This window comes from Pseudomonas sp. BF-RE-22, assembly GCF_019956155.1.
GTDB classification, from domain to species: Bacteria; Pseudomonadota; Gammaproteobacteria; order Pseudomonadales; family Pseudomonadaceae; genus Aquipseudomonas; species Aquipseudomonas migulae.
The window spans coordinates 42,324-61,132 of sequence record NZ_JAHBDD010000077.1; the positions used below are offsets into that span (position 1 = coordinate 42,324).

6 protein-coding genes are annotated in these 18,809 nt (G+C 62.2%); 2 read left to right on the forward strand and 4 right to left on the reverse strand.

Annotated elements, in window-relative coordinates:
• Nucleotides 1-165: 165 nt before the first annotated feature.
• Complete coding sequence (locus KGA82_RS26310; protein ID WP_223453110.1) at nucleotides 166-13,164, reverse strand: non-ribosomal peptide synthetase; 12,999 nt, start codon at nucleotides 13,162-13,164, stop codon at nucleotides 166-168.
• 372 nt (nucleotides 13,165-13,536) lie between these two features.
• Between KGA82_RS26310 and KGA82_RS26315 the strand changes: the two genes are divergently transcribed.
• Nucleotides 13,537-14,085: an RNA polymerase factor sigma-70 gene (locus tag KGA82_RS26315; protein WP_008030278.1), complete on the forward strand. Its 549-nt coding sequence runs from the start codon at nucleotides 13,537-13,539 to the stop codon at nucleotides 14,083-14,085.
• Nucleotides 14,086-14,210: 125 nt separating this feature from the next.
• Here KGA82_RS26315 and KGA82_RS26320 read toward each other — a convergent pair whose 3' ends face one another.
• The 3 genes from KGA82_RS26320 to KGA82_RS26330 all read right to left on the reverse strand — a co-directional run bounded on the left by KGA82_RS26320 (nucleotide 14,211) and on the right by KGA82_RS26330 (nucleotide 16,831).
• A complete protein-coding gene (locus tag KGA82_RS26320) occupies nucleotides 14,211-15,215 on the reverse strand; it encodes a GNAT family N-acetyltransferase (protein ID WP_223453111.1) in 1,005 nt (334 codons plus the stop codon).
• Between the two features lie 101 nt (nucleotides 15,216-15,316).
• Nucleotides 15,317-16,111 carry a substrate-binding periplasmic protein gene (locus KGA82_RS26325; protein ID WP_223453112.1) on the reverse strand — a complete coding sequence of 265 codons (795 nt, stop codon included), beginning with the start codon at nucleotides 16,109-16,111 and terminating at the stop codon, nucleotides 15,317-15,319.
• A gap of 93 nt (nucleotides 16,112-16,204) precedes the next feature.
• On the reverse strand, nucleotides 16,205-16,831 hold the full coding sequence (locus tag KGA82_RS26330) for a TetR/AcrR family transcriptional regulator (protein WP_008030281.1): 627 nt from the start codon (nucleotides 16,829-16,831) through the stop codon (nucleotides 16,205-16,207).
• 175 nt (nucleotides 16,832-17,006) lie between these two features.
• On the opposite strand from KGA82_RS26330, the gene KGA82_RS26335 reads away from it, so the two are divergent.
• Complete coding sequence (locus KGA82_RS26335) at nucleotides 17,007-18,797, forward strand: acyclic terpene utilization AtuA family protein (protein WP_223453113.1); 1,791 nt, start codon at nucleotides 17,007-17,009, stop codon at nucleotides 18,795-18,797.
• The last annotated feature ends 12 nt before the right edge of the window (nucleotides 18,798-18,809 follow it).

Consider the following 18,809-nt stretch of genomic DNA (forward strand, 5'->3'; position numbering starts at 1 on the left):
AAAACCGGAGCAGGGAGACTGTGCTGCTGTGGTTCCACAGTCAACCTTGTGGTGCTTTAAGAGGCCCCATCGCCAGCAGGCTGGCTCCCACATTTTGTTCTGCGAACACAGTTCAAATGTGGGAGCCAGCCTGCTGGCGAATAGGCCCTTACAGACGCTAGAGAATTACAGACCCTCCAACTCCGCCATCAAGTCATTCAACCGATCGACCTTGTCCTCGGTGATGTCACTCGCCGCCAACCCGTCGATGTACTCAGCCAATTCCTCCACCGTGCTGCACTCGAACATCGCCCGCAGCGGTACGTCCCGTTGCAGGGCTTTCTGCACCCGCGACGCAATCTGCGTCGCCAGCAGCGAATGCCCGCCCAACTCGAAGAAGTTGTCGCGCACACCGACCTTTTCGACCTTCAACACCTCGGCCCAGATACCCGCCAACGTCTGCTCTAGCTCATTGCGCGGCGCCTGATAGTCCTGGCTCTGCAACTGACCGATCTCCAGCGCCGGCAGTGCCTTGCGGTCCAGTTTGCCGTTGGCATTGAGCGGCATCCGTTCCAGCCACAACCAGTGCAGCGGCACCATGTATTCCGGCAGCTCGGCGCGCAGGCGTTGCTTGATGCGCTCCAGGCGCTCAGTCGGATTAAGTGAAGAATCAGTCGCAACCAAATAGCCGACCAGATGCTTGCCGTTCACGCCTTCCTGCACACCAACCGCCGCTTCGCGCACCTCCGGTTGCTCATGCAGACGCGCTTCGATTTCACCCAGCTCGATGCGGTAGCCGCGAATTTTCACCTGATGGTCGACGCGCCCAACGTACTCCAGCACGCCGTCACTGCGACGACGGGCAAGGTCGCCGGTGCGATACAGACGATCGCCCGGCGCGCCAAACGGGTTCGGCACAAACACCTGCGCCGTACGCAGCGGATCGCTGACATAACCGCGCCCGACACCGGTGCCGGCCACGCACAGTTCGCCCACCGCACCCAACGGCACCAGGTCCAGCGCGCCATCGAGCAGGTACAAACGGTTGTTGTCGGTCGGCGTGCCAATCGGCAAGTAACTGCCGCGAGTCGACGCCATGTCGACACGGAAGAACGCCACGTCGTCCGAACATTCCGCCGGACCGTAAGCATTCACCAGCCCGATGTCCGGGTAGCGCAGCAACCATTGGTGCGCGAGTTCCGGCGGCATCGCCTCACCGGTCGGCAGCATCCAGCGCAGGCCGTCGAGGCTCATGCGTTCCTGGGCGAGCATGCCCTGAATCAGCGACGGCACGCTTTCCAGCACGGTGATGCCTTGGGCTGACACATGCGCCAGCAAGCCTTGCGGATCGTGGGCAATGGTGTTCGGCACGATGTCCACCCGTGCACCGAACAACGGTGCGGCAAGGAACTGCCAGACCGAAATGTCGAAGCTTTGCGAAGCGGTCTGCGCGATCACATCGGCAGCGCTGAGGTTCAGGTACGGCAGCTTGCTCAATTGGTTGTTGAGCATACCGCGCTGCTCGACCATCACACCTTTGGGCAGGCCGGTCGAACCCGAGGTGTAGATCACGTAGGCAAGGTTGTCCGGGCCGCTGTAGATGCCCGGATTCACCACCGACACTTCACTCGCCTGCACCTCCTCCCACACCAGCAACCGTGGCCGATTGGCGCAACCGAATTCCTCCAGCAACGCCACCGCCTGTTCGCGACAGGCCTGGGTGCAGACCAGCAATGGCGTGCGGCTCAGGTCGATGATCCGGCTCAGGCGCTGACTTGGCAGCCCCGGATCCAGCGGCAGATAACCCGCGCCGGCCTTGAAGCTGCCGATGATCATTCCGAGCAGATCGAGGTTACGTTCGGCCAGCAACGCCACCGGCTGATCCAGCCCGACACCGGCTGCCGTCAGCGCATGGCCGAGACGGTTGCTGCGCTGGTTCAGTTCGGCGTAGCTGTGTTGCTGATCGAGGCAACTGGCGGCGATCCGTTGCGGATGCTGCGCAACCTGCGCTTCAAACAACGCAACGTAGCTCTGCTCCAACGGGTAATCGTGTTCGCTCTGGTTGCAGCCGTGGATCAGGAAATACTGTTCCTCGGCACCCAGCAGCGGCAAGTCCGCCATGTCGCCATGGAAACCTTCGACCAGCGCCAGCAACAGGCGCTTGAACTCGCCGAGCATGCGTTCAACGGTCGACTCATCGAAATAACGCTGGTCGTAAGACAGGTGCAAGCCCAGGTCATCACCCGGATAGCACACCGCCGTCAGCGGGAAGTTGGTGTGGGTGCGGCCCGAATCCGAGGTCGCGTTGAGGCTCTGCGCACGGTCCAGTACCGAGACTTCCACCGGCGCGTTTTCAAACACGAACAAGCTGTCGAACAGCGGTTGGCCCTTCGGCAATTCGCTGTTTTCCTGAATGCTCACTAGCGGCAGGTATTCGTACTCGCGCAGTTGCATGTTGCTGTCGAGCAAGCCGCTCAGCCACTGACGAACGCTGCAACGCTGGTCGTCTTCCGGCATCTTCACCCGCAGCGCGATGCTGTTGATGAACAGTCCGACGGTGCGTTGCATCTCCGGCATTTCCACCGGGCGCCCGGCCACCGTGACGCCGAACAGCACGTCGCGATCACCGCTCAAACGCCGCAAGACCAGGGCCCACGCCGCTTGGGCGAAGGTGTTGATGGTCAGTTGATGGGCCTGCGCCAGTTCACGCAGTTGCGCACCGTCGCGGGCATCGAGTCGGGTGTAGCGGTCGCCGACGATCATGCCGCCGCTGTCGCCGGCATGTTCACGCAGGAACGGCCGGTCGCTCGGGATCGGCGTGGTCCGTTCGAAGCCTTGCAGGTTGGTTTTCCACCACTGCCGCGCTTCGGCCAGGCTCTGGCGTTGCAGCCAGCCGATGTAGTCGCGGTAGCGCGGCGGCACAGCCAGTTGGGCTTCGCGACCTTCACCCAACGCGGTGTAGATTTCGAAGAAATCGTTCATCAGCAACGAGCGGCACCAGGCATCGATGAGGATGTGGTGGTTGCTCATCATGAACCAGTAGCGCGCTTCGCCAACCTTGATCAAACGCAGGTGGAACGGTGCCTGATTCAGCAGATCGAACCCGGCTTCACGCTCGCTTTTCAGCAACGCCTGCAACTTTGGCTCTTGCTCGTCCTCGGCGATTGCCGTCCAGTCGAGGGACTCGATCGGCGTGCTGCCCGGCTTGTGGATAACCTGCAGCATGTCCTCGCCAACGTTCCAGCAGAACGATGCACGCAAGGCTTCGTGACGGGCGATCACCGCTTGCCAGGCCTCGGCAAAACGTTGCGGATCGAGCGCGCTGTTGATGCGGTAGCGGTCCTGCATGTAGTAGAGGCCGGTGCCCGGTTCGAGCAAGGTGTGCAGCAGCATGCCTTCCTGCATCGGGGTCAGCGGGTAGACGTCTTCGATGGCGGCGGCCGGAATCGGCAGTGCATCGAGTTGCGGCTGGGTCAGCTTCGCCAGCGGGAAGTCCGACGGCGTCAGGCCGCCCGCCTCGTCACGCAGGCAATGCACGATCAGGCTCTGCAATTCGCCGAGGTAGGCGTCCGCCAGTTCGCTGATGGTTTGCGGATCGTGGCGCTCGGCGCTGAAGGTCCAGCGCAGCACCAATTCACCGCCGTAGACCTGACTGTCAACGCTCAACTCGTTAGGCAGCGGCGCTTTCGGATCGTGGGCGGCACCGACCGGTTCATCCAGTGGACGGAACAACGCGTCCGCGCCAAAGCTCTGGTCGAACTGGCCGAGGTAGTTGAAGGTGATCGGCGCCACCGGCAACGCGGCCATGGCTTCGCGGCACAGGTCGTCGGCGAGGTAACGCAACACGCCATAGCCCAGACCCTTGTGCGGCACGCCGCGCAGTTGTTCCTTGATCGCCTTGATCGAAGCGCCCTGGCCGGCGGCTTCCTCAATGTTGAAGGGTGTCAGGCGCAGCGGGTAGGCGCTGGTGAACCAGCCGACAGTGCGGGTCAGGTCGATCTCGTCGAACAGTGCCTCGCGACCGTGGCCTTCAAGTTGGATCAGCGCTGATTCATTCCCGCTCCAGCGGCACAGCACGCGGGCCAATGCCGTCAGCAACAGGTCGTTGACCTGGGTGCGATAGGCGCTCGGTGCCTGTTGCAGCAACTGGCGAGTGAACTCGCCGTCGAGGCGTACGCTGACGGTTTGCGCATGACAATTCTGCCGGCCGCCCTCAGGGCGATCACACGGCAATTCGACGCTCGGGCCGGCCAGCTGCGACTGCCACCAGCTCAGTTCTTCACGTAGGGATTCGCTGCCGGCATACGCCTGCAAGCGGGCTGCCCAATCCTTGAAGGCGCTGGTTTTCGCCGGCAGTTTCACCGACTGCCCAGCCGCCAGTTGGCGATACACCGTTTGCAGATCGTCCAGTAATACACGCCAGGAAACGCCGTCCACCACCAAGTGATGGATCGCGAAGAACAGCCGTTGCTGGCCCTCGGGACCATCGATCAGCAGCACCCGCATCAACGGCCCCTGTTCGAGGTCGAGGCTGCGCTGGGCATCGGCAAACAAAGCCGCGCATTTATCCATCGCCGGCACATGCACTTGCCACAACACGGGAGCGTCTCCCACCTTCTGGTGCGCCGCCGTCCATGCGCCGCTCGCCTCGGTGAAGCGCAGGCGCAAGGCGTCGTGCTGCTCGATCACCGCCAGCAGCGCTTGCTCAAGGCGATGAGGTTCCAGCGCAACGGTCGGTTCCAGCAACAACGCCTGGTTCCAGTGCTGACGCTCGGGCATGTCGGTGTCGAAGAACCAGTGCTGGATCGGGGTCAGACGCGATTCGCCGGTGAGCAAACCCTGCTCGGCCGTAACCTGCTCGGTGCGGCTGGCCACGGCGGCGAGTGTTTGAACTGTCTGGTGCTGGAACAGGTCACGCGGGCTGAAGTGAATGCCCTGCTGCCGCGCGCGGCTGACCACCTGGATCGACAGGATCGAGTCGCCACCCAGTTCGAAGAAGTTATCGTTGAGGCCGACTTGCGCGACGTTCAGCACTTCGCACCAGATCTGCGCCAATGTCAGTTCCAGCTCGTTGCTTGGCGCTACATAGTCCTGACGATTCAGCTCGGGATCCGGTGCCGGCAGTGCGCGACGGTCGAGTTTGCCGTTGGCAGTCAGCGGCATGCTCGCCAGCAGGATCAGATGCGTCGGCACCATGTATTCCGGCAGTTGCGATTTCAGGTGAGCCTTGAGGGCTTCGCGCAATTGGGCTTGTTGCGCTTCGTCCTGCTCAGCCACTTCGGTGACCAGATAGCCGACCAGTTGTTTGCCGCTCAGGGCGTCCAGCGCCAGCACCACCGCTTCACGGATCGATTCATGGTCCAGCAGACGGGTTTCGATCTCGCCCAGTTCGATGCGGAAACCGCGGATTTTCACTTGATGGTCGATGCGGCCGAGGTATTCCACCAGACCGTCGGCGCGCTGCCGCACCAGGTCGCCGGTGCGATAAATCCGCCCACCATCGGCCACGAACGGGTTGGCCACGAAGCGTTCCGCCGTGATGCCCGGACGGTCGTGATAACCCTGGGCCAGACCGGCACCGCCAACGTATAACTCACCAGTCGCGCCTTGCGGCACCAGTGCCAGATCGGCATCGAGAATGTAGGCCACGCGAGCACCGATCACGCTGCCGATCGGCACACTGCCCAACCCTTCTTCAAGCTGCTGCGGTGCAAGACTGGCCAACGGCATGACCACCGTTTCGGTCGGGCCGTAGGCGTTGAAGAACAGGCTCGGTTTGAACGCTGCGCGAATGCGCTGCAAGTGCTCGCCTGTCAGGGCTTCGCCGCCGGTGATGCACATGCGCACCGGCAAGGTTTCGCCCTGAGTCGCCAGCCACTGCGCCAATTGGCTGCCATAGCTTGGGGTGAAGCCGAGGATGTTGATGTGGTGGCGACGGATCAATCCGCAGATTTCTTCTGCGTCCCACTGCCCTTGAGCACGCAAGACCACTTGCGCACCGCTCAACAACGGCACCAGCAGACGCTCGGTCGCGGCGTCGAAGTTGATCGAATAGAAGTGCAGTTCGCAGTCGTCCGCACGCATGCCAAAGCGTTCGATCACCGCTTGGCAGTGCATGGCAATTTCACCGTGGGACACCACCACGCCTTTCGGCTTGCCGGTGGAGCCGGAGGTGTAAATCAGGTACGCCTGATGCTGCGGCAGGCTGATGAACGGCAGCTCGGTGGCCGGGTAGTTGGCCAATTCGGCAGCGTCATCTTCGAGGCACCAGCGACTGACGGTTGTCGGCAGATCACCCAGGGCCTGGAACATCGCCGCATCGCTGAGCAGCAAACCGATGCCGCTGTCTTCGATCATGTAATGCAGGCGATCGAGCGGGTATTCCGGATCGAGCGGCACATAAGCGCCTCCAGCCTTGAGGATCGCCAGCAGGCCGATGACCATTTCCAGCGACCGCTCAAGTGCCAGACCGACGCGAACCTGCGGCCCGACACCCCGTTCACGCAGCATCCAGGCCAGGCGATTGGCGCGGCTATCGAGTTCGGCGTAGCTCAGGGTTTGCCCGGCGAACGTCAGCGCCGGCGCATCCTTGCGCACCAGCGCCTGTTCACTGAACAGGTGATGAATGCACTGATCCAGTCGATGTTCACCCGGTTCGATGCCCAGGCTGTCGAGCAGCTTTTGCTGTTCCGTGGTTTCGAGCAACGGCAGTTCACTGAGGCGCTGTTGCGGATCGGCCAGCAACGCTTCCAGCAGATTGCGCCAGTGCCCGGCCATGCGCGCAATGCGCGGTTCATCGAACAGATCGGTGCTGTAAGTCAGGCAGCAACCCAACCGATGATCGAGGTCGGTCACTTCCAGGTTGAGGTCGAATTTGGTTGCTCGCGCATCGTTCGCCAGATACTCGACCGTCATGCCGGCCAGCGTGCGGCTCTGCTGGAATTCCCAGCGCTGCACGTTGCACATCACCTGGAACAGCGGGTTGTACGCAGCGCTGCGCGGAGGCTGCAACGCTTCAACCAAATGATCGAACGGCAGGTCCTGATGGGACTGGCCTTCGATTACGGTGTGGCGCACTTGCTCGAACAGTTCGCCAACGGACATCTGCCCATCGAGCTGGCAACGCAGCACTTGGGTGTTGAGGAACGCACCGATCAGCCCTTCGCTTTCCGGGCGAATGCGGTTGGCCACCGGCGCGCCGATGCGCAGGTCGGTCTGGCCGCTGTAGCGGTAAAGCAGCACGGCCAGCGCGGCGGTCATGGTCATGAACAGGGTCAGGCCGTTTTGCGCGTTGAAGGCGCGGACCCGAGCCGCGAGATCATCGCTCAGGTCGAAACGGAACAGCTCGCCCTGATGGCTTTGCACCGCAGGACGCGGACGGTCGGCGGGCAACTCCAGCAATGGATGTTCGCGCCCCAGTTGCGCGGTCCAGTAGTCGAGCTGGCGCTGACGTTCGCCGGACTCCAGCCACTGACGCTGCCAGACGCTGTAATCCAGGTATTGCACCGGCAGCGGCGCCAGTGGCGACTCGCGGTCATCGACGAACGCTTCGTAAAGCGCACTGAGTTCCCGGGCGAAAATGTCCATCGCCCAGCCTTCGGTGACGATGTGGTGCAGGGTCAGCACCAGGTAATGTTCCTGCTCGGCGGTCTTGACCAGGCAGGCGCGCAGCAGCGGCCCGGTTTCCAGATCGAAGGGTTGATGCGCTTCGCTGTCGGCCAATGCCTGCACCCGCTGTTCGCGCAAGTCGGCGTCCAGCGCGGAAAAATCCTTCCAGTCCATGCGCATCCCGGTTTCCGGGTGCACGCGCTGTTGCGCCACGCCGTCGATGCTCGGGAACGTGGTGCGCAAGGTTTCGTGACGCATGATCAGCGCTTGCAACGCCGTCTCGAAGCGCCCGATGTCCAGCACCCCGCGCAACCGCGCCATGCCGCCGACGTTGTAGGCCGGGCTGTCCGGCTCCATCTGCCAGAGGAACCACATGCGCTGCTGGGAATAGGACAGCGGCACCGGTTGGCTGCGGTCGACCTTTTCAATCGGCGGTTGTTTGTTGGTGTTGCCGCTGGCCTGAATCTGTTGAGCCTGCCGGGAGAATGCCCCCAGCTCACTGTTTTCGAACAACGCGCGCAGCGGCAATTCGACGTCGCAGGCCTGACGGGTGCGGGAGATGATTTGCGTGGCCAGCAGCGAGTGGCCGCCGAGGGCGAAGAAGTCGTCGCGCAGACCGATCTGCTTCAAGCCCAGCACTTCACGCCAGATCGCGGCGATCTGCTGTTCAAGTTCAGTCACCGGCTCGACGTGTTCGCGCACCTGCCATTGCGGCTCCGGCAAGGCACGGCGGTCGAGTTTGCCGCTTGGGCTGAGGGGCATTTCGTCAAGGCGCATCAGCTGCACCGGGACCATGTACTCCGGCAGCTCGGACGCCAGCGCGGCTTTCAGGCGAGCGGTTTGAGTGTCTTCGGATTCACTGGTTTCGCTGGCCGTGTAGTAACCGATCAACTGCCCGCCAGCGGCGGTTTCGCGCACCAGCACCACGGCTTGCGCGACACCGTCCTGCGCCAGCAGGCGCGCTTCGATTTCTTCCGGTTCGACGCGAAAGCCCCGCAGTTTGACCTGCTGATCGAGACGGCCGAGGTATTCGATCACGCCATCGGCGGTCCAACGGGCGCGGTCGCCGGTGCGATACAGACGTGCGCCCTGCTCGCCCAACGGGTCAACGACAAAACGTTCGGCCGTCAGCCCCGGACGCCCCAGATACCCCCGGGCCAGACCGATGCCGCTGATGCACAACTCACCGGGCACACCAGCCGGCACCGGGTAGAGCTCGCTGTCGAGCACGCGGCAAATCACGTTGCCCAACGGACGGCCAATCGGCGAGCGCTCGCCATCGGCCGTGCTGCAATGCCAATGAGTGACGTTGATCGCGGTTTCAGTCGGGCCATAACGGTTGTGCAGTTGCACGGTCGGCAGTTGCTCCAGCACGCGGTTGCGCAGTTCCGCCGGCAAGGCTTCGCCGCCCGAGAACACACGGCGCAGGCTGGTGCATTCGGCGGTGAGCGGCTCGTCGATAAACAACGAAAGCAGTGGCGGCACAAAGTGCAGCGTGGTCATCCCGTATTGCTGAACCAGTTGGGCAATGCGGTGCGGATCGCGGTGCTCACCGGGCCCGGCAATCAGCAAACGCGCCCCGGTAATCAGAGGCCAGAAGCATTCCCACACCGACACGTCAAAACTGATCGGCGCCTTTTGCATCAGCACGTCGGTGTCGTTCAGGCGATAGGTGTTCTGCATCCATTGCAGGCGTTCGGCGAGCGCCGCGTGGGTGTTGCCGACGCCCTTCGGCTGGCCGGTGGAGCCGGAGGTGTAAATCACATACGCAAGGTTGTCGCCGTGCAGATGCAGGCCCGGCGCCTGGCTCGGCCAGTTCTCCAGGTGCAGTGCATCCATGGCGATCACACTGACGCCATCGGTGGCCGGCAGCCGGTCGAGCAATTCGGTTTGGGTCAGGAGCAATTCGACGCCGCTGTCGCCGAGCATGTACGCCAGGCGCTCGGCCGGGTAATCCGGGTCCAGCGGCACGTAGGCACCACCGGCCTTGATGATCGCCAACAGGCCGATCAACAGTTGCGGCGAACGCTCGGCGGCGATGGCCACGCAAACGTCCGGGCCGACGCCTTTGTCGCGCAGGTAATGCGCGAGGCGGTTGGCCTTGGCGTGCAGTTCGGCGAAGTCCAGGCTGCCGCCGTCCCACAGCAGCGCGGTGCGCTCCGGGGTCAGGCGCGCCTGTTCGTTCAGCAGTTCCGGCAGCCATTGGCTGGCCGGTGTGCACGGTGCGACGCTCCACGAGGCTTGCTGATCGTGCTCGCTCGCGGTCAACAGTTGCAGGTCGCCGACGGTGGTGACCGGCTGCTCGCAAATGGCTCGCAGCAGGTTGCTGAAATGCTCGGCCAGACGCTCGATGGTAGTGGCGTCAAACAGCTCGCTGGCGTAGTCGAACGACAGGCTCAGGCGACCGTTACGGTCTTCCTCACTGTGCAATTGCAAATCGAACTTGGCTTCGCGGCTGTGCCACGGCAGTTCTTCGGCGAGCAGCCCGGGCAAGCGACGCAGTGCGCTCAGGTCCCGTTGCTGATGGTTGAACATGACCTGGAACAAGCCTTGTTCACGGGCCTGCGGGAACGCTTCCAGCAGTTGTTCGAACGGCAGGTCCTGATGCGCCTGGGCGCCCAAGGCTGTCTGGCGGGTTTGCGCCAACAGTTCAACAAACGGCAACCGCGAATCCACCTCGGCGCGCAGCACCTGGGTGTTGATGAAGAAGCCGATCAGGCCCTGGGTTTCCAGGCGCGGACGGTTGGCGTTCGGCACGCCGATGCGAATGTCGGTTTGGCCACTGTAACGGTGCAACAGGCTCTGGAACGCCGTGAGCAACAGCATGAATGAGGTGGCGTCGTGGGCCTGGGCAGTCTGGCGAATCGCCTCGCTGAGGGGGGCAGCCAAACGCACGGTGTGGCGCGCGGCGCTGTGACGGTGTTGCGCCGAACGCGGGTGATCGGTGGCCAGGCTCAGGGTCGGATGCTCCTCGCCCAACTGCGTTTTCCAGTAGGCCAGTTGCCGCTCGCCCTCACCTTGCGCCAGCCATTGACGCTGCCAGCTGCCGTAGTCGGCGTACTGGGTCGGCAATGGCGCGAACGTTGCCGTTTGCCCTTGGGACGCAGCGGCATACAGGCGCGAGAACTCGTCGATCAGCACGTTCAGCGACCAACCATCGGCGATGATGTGGTGCAGCGTCACCAGCAACTGGTGATCCTCGTCATCGAGGCGCACCAGCGTCACCCACAGCAGCGGACCTTTCTCCAGATCGAACTGGGTGTGCGCTTCGTCCTCGCGGATTTGCTGCGCGCGGGCTTCACGCTCGGCGACGGGCAAATCGCTGATGTCGATCCGTTGCAGGTTGAATTCGCCAGCGGCAATGACCTGTTGCAGCGCCACGCCGTCACGTTCGAAGAAGCGCGTGCGCAGGGATTCGTGGCGTTCGATCAGGTGCTGGAAACTGGCGCGCAGGGCGTCTTCATCCAGTTCGCCACGCAAACGCAAGGCGCCGGGAATGTTGTAGGCGCTGCTTTGCGGGTCGAGCTGCCAGGTAATCCACAAACGGTTTTGCGCGAGGGATTGCGGCATCGCTTCGCTGCGCGACAGCGTGCTGATCGCGCCTTGGGCCAGGCCGCCATCCTGTTGTTGCTGTGCGACCACCGCGGTAAATGCACCGAGGGTCGGCGCTTCAAACAGCAGGCGCAGGTTCAGCTCCAGACCCAACTCTTCGCGCAAACGCGCAACCACCTGAGTGGCGGCGATGGAGTTGCCACCGAGCAGGAAGAAGTGGTCATCGGCACCGATCTGTTTCACCTGCAATTGCTCGGCCCAGATCTGGCCGATCAAGCTTTGCAGCTCGGAACCCGACTCGGTTTTTGCCTGGTTTTCAGGGGTCGCCGATGGGAACAGTGCGTAGCTGTCGAGGCTGCCATCCGCCAGCCGATTACGGCACGCCGAACGTTGCAGCTTGCCGCTGGAGGTTTTTGGCAATGCGCCCGGATTGAGTAACACCACCACGCTCGGTGCTTCCTGATACGCCTCGGCCACCGCCTGGCGGATGGCTTTGATCAGTGCCTCGGGCGGCAGGATTTTCTGTACGCTGCGGCTGATTTCCGCGGCGATGCCGATGCCTTCCTGACCGTCGATATTCACGGCGAACGCGGCGACGCGACCTTTGCGCACCACTTCCACTTCACGCTCGATGGTCTGCTCGATGTCCTGCGGGTACAGGTTGTGACCGCGAACGATCAGCATGTCTTTCAGGCGACCGGTGATGAACAGCTCGCTGTTGCGCATGAAACCCAGGTCGCCGGTGCGCAGCCAGGTTTTGCCGGCGTGTTGAACAAAGGTCTTGGCGCTGGCCTCGGGGTTGCGCCAGTAGCCATGGGCGATGCTCGGCCCGGTGGCCCAGACTTCGCCGACTGTGTTGTCGGCCAGTTCGGTCAGCGCCAATGGGTCGATAATCAGCACCGCGTGATCCGGCTGGCTGATGCCGCAACTCATGATCGCGCTGCCTTCACCCGCTTCGGCACGGTTTTGCGCCAACGCCTGATCATCCACGCGCAGGTTGCCGATGCCTTGGCCACGGGGTGTACCGGCGACGAACAACGTGGCCTCGGCCAAGCCGTAAGACGCCATGAAACTGTCCGGGGTGAAACCGCAAGTCGCGAACTTCTCGGCGAAACGATCGAGAGTGTCGAGGCGAATCGGTTCGGAACCGGAATACGCCACGCGCCAGCCGCTGAGGTCGAGGCGTTCCAGCGCCGATTCACTGACACGTTCGCTGCACAGACGGTAGGCAAAATCCGGCCCACCGCTGATGGTGCCACCGTACTCGCTGATCGCTTCGAGCCAGCGCAGCGGCCGACCGAGGAAGTACGCCGGCGACATCAACACGCACGGCACGCCGCTGAAAATCGGCTGCAACAGACCGCCGATCAAACCCATGTCGTGGTACAGCGGCAGCCAGCTGACGATCACGTCGTCAGGGTTCAGGTCGATGCCGAAACCGTGGCGAATGAGCAACTCATTGGCGACCAGGTTGCCATGGCTGACTTGCACGCCTTTTGGCAGCGCGGTGGAGCCCGAGGTGTATTGCAGGAAGGCAATGTGGTCGCCTTCGAGATTCGGTTCGACCCACTTTGCGGCCAGTGCACCGTCGAGGGTGTCGACGCACAGCAGCGGCGGCGCGCCTTCGATTTGCAGCAACGCGTCGCGCTGGCCGGCGCTGGTCAGCAGCAGGCGCGGTTCGGCGTCGCTGATGATCGACAGCAGGCGCTCCTGATGATGACGCTTGGCCGACTCCGGCGGATAAGCCGGCACCGCGATCACGCCCGCATACAGGCAACCAAAAAACGCCGCGACGTAGTCCGGACCGCTGGGAAACAGCAGCACCGCGCGATCACCAAAATCAGTTTCGGCCTGCAACGCGCCGGCAATGGTGCGCGCCCGCTGATCCAGTTCGCGATAACTGAGCACCACCGTCTGATCCGGGGTTTCGGCGAGAAAACGCAAGGCCACCCGATCCGGCGTCAGGGCCGCGCGGCGCTGAAGGGCTTGGACCAGTGTGCCAGGTATTTTGAACGCGTCGGTCATGAGGTTTCCTGCCTGAATTCGGCTTGCAAGTGGAATCGGTTTTCTGCTTTCACGCCCCATCAGGGGCATGCAGGACGCGGTCTTCGCCGACCGCGTAAGGCATTGGGAATGCTGTTTTGGCCGGGGCTTGCGCCCGGAGCCATTCACCAATGAGAACGGATGACGTCTTGAAATAATTAGTCGGCAGGCTTGATCGCCAACGGGGGCTGAGTGCGGCAGCGTGTCGCAGTTCTCACTGCTCACTTAAGAGAAGGATTAGTTCTCTTTCTCAATTGACAATCATTATCATTCAGAATAATTTGTCGCTCGATGTGTAGGACGGCTCCGATATACCCGTCGTCCCACGACCCCATTTGCAGCAAGGTGATTTCCATGACGGAACAAGTATCCACAAGCAGGTGCGATTCACCGCTACTTCAGGCATTCGTGGACAATCGACTGATTCTGGTCAAGATTGCCGCCCGTATTACCGGCTGCCGATCCCGTGCCGAAGATGTGGTTCAGGATGCGTTCTTCCGCCTGCAATCGGCGCCGCAGATCACCTCCTCGATCAAGGCTCAGCTCAGTTACCTGTTCCAGATCGTGCGTAACCTGGCGATCGACCACTACCGCAAACAGGCGTTGGAGCAGAAGTATTCGGGGCCTGAAGAAGAAGGGCTGAACGTGGTGATTCAAGGCGCTTCGCCGGAAACCTCGCACATCAATTTTTCGACCCTGGAAAACATCGCCGACGCGCTGACGGAGCTGCCGAGCCGCACCCGCTACGCCTTCGAGATGTACCGCCTGCACGGCGTGCCGCAAAAGGACATCGCCAAGGAACTGGGTGTTTCGCCGACCCTGGTGAACTTCATGATTCGCGACGCGCTGGTGCATTGCCGCAAGGTGTCGGGCAGTCGCGCAGACACTTTCTCCCGCCGTTAAAAGCTTCGCGGGCAAGCCTCGCTCCTACGGGTCCGTGTCGCTCGCCAAAACGACACTAACCTGTAGGAGCGAGGCTTGCCCGCGAAGGCGGACTCAAGACCGCTACGAATCTTGAACCCTACGAATCACGCCAACCCACACCGCTCAAAAAACCGCTCCCGCCCCAACACCATCAACGCCGCGCGCTTGTGCGGGAAGTCGAACTCCTTCTCGCAATGAAAGCGCTGCCCCTGCATGTACCCGATCATCTTCGCGTTGTCGGCACGCGGCTCTGCAACCACCCGCTGGGTACGCGGATCATCGAGAAACAGGTAATGCGTCAACGCCGATAACCAGCTCGCCACCTTGTGCGGACCGCGATGGTTTTCTTCGCCGACCAGCATGTGAATGCCACGGTCGTAATCATCGACATCGTAGAACGGCGCAATGCGGTCTTCCTTGGCCCAGTAGGCTTCGAAATAAGCAAACGGCTGATCATCGAAACAGCCGATCAACGTCACGGTGTGGGGGTCGGCGTCGAGTTTGCCCAGGTATTCGCGATGCTGTTCAAGGCTGCCCTCCTCCTGCCAGAAACTCGCCACCCGCGCACTGTTCTGCCAGCGATTGAAGCGCGCCAGGTCCAGGTCGATGTCCAGCGTACGCAGGGAAATCCACGCCCCCAGCCGCGCATCGAAACGTCGATAAACTTCACCGCGCGGTTTCACCGGGCGCAATGGATGACGCTTGCCAGCGCTGATCACCATTTGCTGCGGGTAGGCGCTGGTCAGCGATGCCCCCAGCCAAGGCTGCGGCACCTGCCAGAACAGCGTGCGCTCGCAGCGATACTGGCCGGCGAGTTCGGTCGACACCAGCAACCCGCTGAGCAAGGCTTCGGCGGGAGCTTCATCGAGGTGCCAGGTCAGGCGCTGGCAAGCCGGGTCACGGGCAAACAGCCAATAACCGGCGGCCCACACGGCCTGAGTGTCGACGCGAGCCTCGACATGCACGTGCAACTCGGGCTCACGCGTCAGCCGCAAGGTAATCAGCGGTTGCGCGTCCAGGCTCAGGCTCAGGCGGTTTTCGGTTTCATCCGCGACAAGGCGGTTGCCTGTCGGCAAAGCCAGGGCAGTCAGGTCATTCAGATTGGGCATGGGGAGGGCTCACGATAATCGTCGACAGTTCAACGAAGTGACGTGAGCCAGTGCGGAAAATTTAAGGAAGGTCGGCAAAAACACCGCCCGGCGACGCGATCTCAGCTGCCGGGAACTGGCACGATGGCGATCTTGTAAGGATCGAAAATCCTCAGCATCTGGCCGTTATCCCGCAACCCTTGCAGCAACTTGCCGAAGGCAACGCCACTGATGGGCGCCGTCGGACGGAGAATGGCGTAATGGTGATAGACCTGATCGATGCGCTCGGACACCAGCAACTGATCGGCGACCTTCTCGTTACGCAGCAGGTAATCGCTCAGGTAGGAGCGTGTCACCAGGGCAATGTCGGCGCGCCCGCGCAGCACCATCAGCAGGTTGCTGTCATGGGAATAGGTCAGCGTGGCGTTGTAGTTTTGCGCGAGGACTTTGGGGTCGGCATTGAAGTTGGCGAATTCGTAGTGATAGCCACTGAACAGCGCCAGACGCTTACCGGCAAGATCGGCGAAATAGTTCTGCTGACGATTGGGAATCCGTTGCGCGACAAAAATCTCGGCATCTTCCAGGCCCATGTCGACGCTGACGTGGGGAATGTCCTTCCAGCCCCAGTTCGGGTTCTCGAAAATAGCCATGTCCACCCGGCTCTGCTTGAAGTCACCGAAGCGTCGCGGAATGGATGTCGGCACGAGCACAAACTGGTAGTCGGTTTGCAAGGCATTGAGCGCCTCCACCAATTGCGGCAGAAGCCCGGTGTCAGCACCGGATTCAGGGCGTACGGTGTACGGCGGAAAATGCGCGGCACCGACCCGCACCAGTTGCGCCGCCGGAGACGGTAATACCCAAAGCGCTGCAAGCGCCGCCAGAAAAAGCCGCGAGGCCGTCCGAATTGGCGAAGACATCAAAACAACCCACTCCCCAAAAAAGTACGCATCAATTCATTCAAGCTAGGCGGTTTCGGCCACTTAGCCAGTTTCCTGCGGCTCCGGGCAACACTATTGTTTTTCTTCGAGCACCAGAATCAACGCCTCATCGGCCAATTGATCGAGGTTCACGCTGCCATCCGGGCGATACCAGGTCGTGGTCCAGGACAGCGCACCGGTCAGAAAACGCCGGGTGATGAACACGTCCCCGCGAATGAATCCCGCGTCCTTGGCCTCCCCCAGCACCTGCAGCCAGAGGTCTTCATAGATGTCGCGCAACGCCAACACCTTCGCTTGCCCGTCTTCGGACAGCGAACGCCATTCGTACACCAACACCGCCATGGCCTCGCCGCTGCCACCCATGATCGACTGCAACTCACAGCGAATCAGCGCCAGTACCCGTTCGCGCACGTTTTCGGCTTCGGCGATCGCCGCACGCATCAACGCGGTGTTGTAGCGAATGGTTTCCTCCATCACAGCCCGCAGGATCTCGTCCTTGCTTTTGAAGTGATGAAAAATGCTGCCCGACTGAATGCCCACCGCGCCGGCCAGGTCACGCACGGTGGTGCGCTCATAGCCTTTGTTGCGGAACAGGTGAGCCGCCACTTGCAGCAATTTGCCACGGGCGCTGTCCGGGTCGGTCAACTGGCCGTTGTCGACCAATTCGCGCATTACCCTCAGGGCTTTTTGCTCGTCCACCCGTTCTCTCCTACAGTCGTACTCACCGCTAAAACAGCGGGGTTGCGCGGGCAATTTAAGCTGACGAAGGCAACCAAGCAAGCGCTCGGGCAGAAGATATTTAAGTCGTTTACAAACCAAGCGCTTGCTTGGTAGTCTCGATACACGTCTGAGGGAGGTGGCTATGGAAAGGGCTGTGCCTGAAACTGTTCGCATCGGTTGCGCCAGCGCCTTCTGGGGCGACACCTCGACCGCCGCCGCGCAACTGGTGGAAGGCGGACGCCTGGATTACCTGGTGTTCGATTATCTGGCCGAGATCACGATGTCGATCATGGCCGGTGCGCGGATGAAAGATCCCCAGGCCGGCTACGCCAGCGACTTCATCGAAGTGCTCAGCCCGCTGCTCACGCAGCTCGCCGCGCAGAACATCCGCGTCATCAGCAACGCCGGCGGCGTCAACCCGCAGGCCTGCGCCGCTGCCCTGCAAGCGGCCTGCGACAAGGCCGGCGTGGCGCTGAAAATCGCCGTGTTGCTGGGTGATGACCTGCAACCGCAGTTCAAACACCTGAGCACCCGCGGCCTCCACGAAATGTTCAGCGGCGCGCCCTTACCGCCGATGTGCGTCTCCACCAACGCCTACCTCGGTGCGCCAGGTATCGTCGAAGCCTTGCGCCTGGGCGCGGACATCGTCATTACCGGGCGCGTGGTCGACAGCGCCGTGGTCAGCGCTGCACTGGTGCATGAATTCGGCTGGTCCTGGCACGACTACGACAAACTCGCGCAAGCCGCACTCGCCGGTCACATCATCGAATGCGGCGCCCAGTGCACCGGCGGCAACTTCACCGATTGGCGCGACGTGCCCGACTACGAACACATCGGTTTCCCCATCGTCGAAGTCAGCGCCGACAGCCAGTTCATCGTCAGCAAACCCGAAGGCTCCGGCGGTCTCGTCACGCCACTCACGGTCGGCGAGCAGATGCTCTATGAAATCGGCGACCCGCAGGCCTATCTGCTGCCCGATGTGATCTGCGATTTCACCCAGGTCAAACTTCAGCAACAAGGCAAGAACGCAGTTCAGGTACACGGCGCCAAAGGCTTGCCGCCCACCGATCAGTACAAGGTCAGCGCGACGTATCCGGACGGTTTTCGCTGCACCGCCAGTTGCCTGATCGCCGGGATCGATGCGGTGGACAAGGCGCGGCGCGTCAGTGAAGCGATCATCCGCAAGACCTCGGAAATCTTCAGTCAGCGCGGTTGGGCGCCCTACAGCGAAGTCAATATTGAACTACTCGGCAGCGAGGCCACGTACGGTCCCCATGGCCAGCGTCACGACAGCCGCGAAGTGGTGATCAAACTCGCCGTGCGCCACCCGGACAAACAGGCGCTGATCGTGTTCTCCCGGGAAATCGCCCAGGCCGCCACCGGCATGGCGCCGGGGTTGACCGGCATCGTCGGCGGACGGCCGACGGTGTATCCACTGATCCGGCTGTTCTCGTTCCTCATCGACAAATCCGCCTGCACGCTGGACATTGATCTCAATGGTCAACGTCATCCGTGCGCCCTGCCCGCCCTCGACGCGCTCACCACCGCGGACCTGCCGGTGCCGTACGACCCACCGAAACCCACCGGTCGCGCCGATGCCAGCGTGGCGCTGATCAAGCTCGCGGTCGCACGCTCGGGTGACAAGGGCAATCACAGCAACATCGGCGTCATGGCGCGCGAGCCGGAGTACCTGCCGTGGATCGCCGAAGCCCTGACCCCGGAAGTGATGGTCGACTGGATGAGCCATGTGCTCGACCCGATTCACGGGCGCGTCGAGCGCTGGTACCTGCCCGCGACCCACAGCCTGAATTTCTTGCTGGAAAACGCCCTTGGCGGTGGTGGCGTGGCCAGTCTGCGGATCGATCCGCAAGGTAAAGCCTTCGCCCAACAACTGCTGGACATCCAGATTCCGGTGCCGCAGCGCATCGCCGACCAGGTCAACTAGAGGATTGCCGCC

What these genes read in the sequence shown, in the direction of transcription:
- KGA82_RS26315 (WP_008030278.1), top strand. Translation starts at nt 13,537, where the DNA reads ATGACGGAACAAGTATCCACAAGCAGGTGCGATTCACCGCTACTTCAG.
- KGA82_RS26325 (WP_223453112.1), bottom strand. Translation starts at nt 16,111, where the DNA reads ATGTCTTCGCCAATTCGGACGGCCTCGCGGCTTTTTCTGGCGGCGCTT.
- KGA82_RS26320 (WP_223453111.1), bottom strand. Translation starts at nt 15,215, where the DNA reads ATGCCCAATCTGAATGACCTGACTGCCCTGGCTTTGCCGACAGGCAAC.
- KGA82_RS26310 (WP_223453110.1), bottom strand. Translation starts at nt 13,164, where the DNA reads ATGACCGACGCGTTCAAAATACCTGGCACACTGGTCCAAGCCCTTCAG.